Annotated in this window: 2 protein-coding genes; both read right to left on the bottom strand. The window is 36.3% G+C overall.

What is annotated here, in order from left to right; translation table 11 throughout:
• Positions 1 to 143: 143 nt before the first annotated feature.
• Positions 144 to 629, bottom strand: coding sequence for a 3TM-type holin (locus tag ORQ98_RS29075; protein ID WP_274692326.1), 486 nt, complete (start codon positions 627 to 629; stop codon positions 144 to 146).
• Positions 630 to 659: 30 nt separating this feature from the next.
• A complete protein-coding gene (locus ORQ98_RS29070) occupies positions 660 to 2,099 on the bottom strand; it encodes a cytochrome-c peroxidase (protein ID WP_274692325.1) in 1,440 nt (479 codons plus the stop codon).
• Positions 2,100 to 4,092 lie beyond the last annotated feature (1,993 nt).

The raw sequence follows: 4,092 nt of genomic DNA, 5'->3' as shown, positions 1-4,092 counted from the left end.
CTGGAATAGAAGCAATCCTTGCCATTATTAAATTCCTAGTCAAATTAAGTGAAATACTGTGACCAGGTATTTTACAGGTTATTTACCATGATTGGTATTAAGTTTTGCTCGTTGGCAGGACTCCTATTACCAAAAGAACCTGATTAGTCATTCAATAATGAGTAGTGTTTACTTCCCGTAATACCCTTCGTATACTTATTAAAGCCTTTTGTTTTTTCAACACTTCGTCCAATAGACCAAGTCGATACAACACCACTCCACGCTAACCAAAACTCTGTTGGCAAACTAAATGGTTGCACTTGAGGTTTACCTGATAAATAAATAAGTAGTGGCACTACAATATAGTTTACACTAATAATGGCTAACCCAAAATATACAACTGAGGGTCTTGCTCGCTTTGTATAATTATCACCTTGATTTAACTCTGTAACCATCACCTTTTCACGTGATTCAATTTCTTGCTGGATAGTTTTTTCAATCGCGTTATCACGGGCATTTAAAATTTTTTGCATTTCTAATGTAAATTGCTGTTTTTCTTCTTCACTTAGGTGAAAGTTGTCAATTAATTCACCAGCTTTACCTATAGCTGAACTTATACCATTAGAAAATATATTAGTTAACCAACTCATAGGTATTACCAATTTAAAGTATAGTTTATATTACTCAGCTAAAGACAGTCCACTAGGTACGGTTTTAGGAATATGCTTACTCATATTTAAAGATGATGGGTCTGTCAATGCATGTAAAAATTCAATAAGAAAATCAACTTCCTGATCTGTTAACTGTAAATAAGTTACCTCACTAGACCGTTTGATAGCATTACGTCGCTTAGGGCTATTATGCACTATACAATCTATTCTGTTTAAATCTGTCCTATCTGGCATGATAAGCTGAAAACCACATTTATAACTTTCCAATGATTGAGCAGGGTTAAGATAGTGTCGCACAATTCCTTCTAAAGTATTAAACGCACCATCATGCCCCCATGGCCCTGTTAATACCACATTACGCAAGCTTGGTGTACGGAATTTAAATCGATCTTCTTTTTTTAAAGTGACCCGCTCACGACCAAAGTCCTCATGTCCATCAATGCCATCACCTTTTCCTGGGCCTACTTGTGGCATAGCAATTGAGTGGTACTTCATGTCAGTTTGTAGTATTCCACTATGACAAACAGCACATCCAGCTTTCCCGTAAAATAACTCCATCCCTTGCTTTTGATTCTCACTTAATGCTTGGTAATCACCACGCAAGTAGCGATCAAACGGGCTATTGTCAGCACGAAAAGCTACACTTTCAAAAGCAGCTATCGCATTCGCCGCATGTACAAACGTAATTTTTTTGGCTTTAATGCTATAAACATTTTTAAATAAACGAACATAAGCAGGGATACGTTGTAAACGTTTAGCTAAAAGCGACCATACTTTTTTTAAGTCACCTACTGCAGCTGCATTAGCAACAGGGTTTTCACCTTTTTGTCCAGCCATTTCAGTAACAGAAGTTACGGGAAACATAGCCTGAACAGCCAATACATTATCTAAACCAGTTGGTAATTGGTCACCAGCAGGAGAAATGAAACCGGACAGCTGACCAGGATCAACAGCAACACGACCATCATGAAACATATCAGTAAATAATTTAGCGCCTAAGTTAAATAATGGCGGGGCATTACGCGGTACTCGCTCATGAATTGCATTTGCATCTACTCCACAATCACGAGTAACTCCAAGACCCTGAGCCCCTTCCCCTACTGATAATGACAGGCCATCCCCTGTACCGGTTAAAATATGATGGCATGTTGCACAAGAGGTATTTTTATTACCACTAAGTAGCTTATCAAAAAATAGTAATTCACCAAGCTTTACTTTTTCTGGAGATGGTTTTCCTTTATCATAAAAGCTTTTATTAGAAAGTGGTTTTATCGGTGGAACCCTTCCTAATTCAAAAACCGGTAATGGAGACAACCCTGGAATACCTGATTTTTTACCGGGACAACTACTACAGTTATCTTTTGCATAAACTTGTTGTGAACATATCAAACAAGTAAAAACAACAGCAAAAAAATTTACTATACAATTAAACTTATTTAACCTTTTCATAAACAACCAACTTATTTAAAATAAACTCATGAAAACCACCATTTTTCATTAATAGCTTCAGTTTTATTTTTTTTCTACAACCCAAACAGTTAAGTTACACAAGCAGTGATAATAATTAGTTAATAAGAGGTAACAAACTAATCCTTAATAATATTTCTGAGCAAACAACACAATTTGTGTATATAATATTTTTCTATCTGCAATCTCTGATTATACTCAAACTATCCCTATTCTTTTGTTTTTGGTAAACCACTTCAAGCTATCACATCTTCTCCGTTCCAGGAGATTTTACACCCGCATAGCTTCCACTACTATCGAAAATGAGAGAATAGGGAACCAATTACAACCTTCTTATCCTAAACAATTGGCCATCATCAAAAAATAATACACCATCTGTGTAATCAAAAGCGGGTGGGTATTGACCATTCATACAACTACCTTAGTATTATATTCGTCGTTACTATACTCCTTCCTTGATGGCAGTAGTTTTGCGACAGCCTCTGAAGGGCGGGGACTACTACAAGCTACGATTCAGACTTCATCTTTCGGGTGAAGATAGCTTATTGATCCTGCATTGCCCTAATTAATGATATCCGTATCTCCATCCCCCGCTTTAAAAGTTAAAGAGGGGGTTTTACTTTTAGCCATCTTAAATTGCTCTGGTAATATTTGATCTGGCGACAAGCAGAGTTGGTAGTCAGTCTTAGAACGTGTTTTAAAAATAAAAGCTTAAGCAATGATCCAGATTGCCATGCTGCATACTTTAGTCAGGAGAACTGCTTAAATTTTGTCTTTTTAAGACACGTTCTAAGTATTTCGACTTTAACCTCAGAACATAAAGATAAAAATATAAACGCCAATAAGTTAAATACGACAAGATTCATAATTAATTCCTATTTCATAAAAAATAGACTACAAGATAACAACAAAAGGTTAATCTTAGTTTAAGAGCATCATCATTTTTCGATACCCTCTACTCTAATAGTTACAAGGGAATAGAGCAAAATATAAAGAAGTGTAAATTTTAAAGGTGAAAGAAGATTTATGTATATACTACCTCTAATTAGAACTAACTGAGTCCAATCATCCAACCTGTTCTGAACAAGGACGTGCTATTTCAAGATATGATGACAACAAATGGAACTTCCAGAAGAGCTGAGGATAATTTATCCTAAACAAGATGTTCGAACTAACCAAATTAGCCTATTAGTCAAAATAGTACACCTTCACGCTTACTGTAGGCTACCAATGGGCATATCATACCACAGAACCTCCAGAATTAGCTAGCTGGTTAGTGTGGTCGTGGGTGATTGTAGATGAAACCTTAAACAAAATGATTGAACTATCTTTACCTTTTGATGACTTTACTAGAGAGTTACAACGCACTATCCACTCCAAAATGCTAAGCACTAGAAAAGACTTACAACACTCACATGCCTTTAATACTATAACTATCAGATAAGATACATAAGCTGCTTCCCCCCTTTAAATAACTATTAATTTACAGTATTATTTCAATTTTTTTAGGAGTTAGATACCTGCTCCATTGCATTAAATTGATATTAGGACCCTTGTATAGCTTTGGAATCCCTCGTAACAGAATTATATTTAGATTTTTCCTCTGGTATATAATACAACACTGCTGCCCCACATTTACAGCATCCTCATTTGCCTATTATCATCTGTATTACTCGGTGGTGAAGGTGTAAATATACCAGTCGCGAATCATTTCTAGGTTAAATAATACAGCATCATGTGTATAATCCTCTGTTATGAGATGATTTGAACTATCACCAACAGCACTCGCAGAGCTTCGAGTCGCCCACAAGTGTTGTAAGCATGCAAAAGATGCTTATACTCGATTCCGAAGTTTTTAATGCTTGACTAGCAGGATGAGGAAGACTTAAAGGGCTGGGCTACAGGCATGGCTCCATTTCTTCGCCTAGCAAAGAACGATCAACACGACACCTGCAGACCAGTTATGGTGTAGTAT

The organism is Spartinivicinus poritis (genome assembly GCF_028858535.1).
In the GTDB taxonomy this organism is placed as follows: domain Bacteria; phylum Pseudomonadota; class Gammaproteobacteria; order Pseudomonadales; family Zooshikellaceae; genus Spartinivicinus; species Spartinivicinus poritis.
The sequence above is the reverse complement of the archived record's forward strand: the minus strand, read 5'-3'. Positions and strand labels throughout refer to the sequence as shown.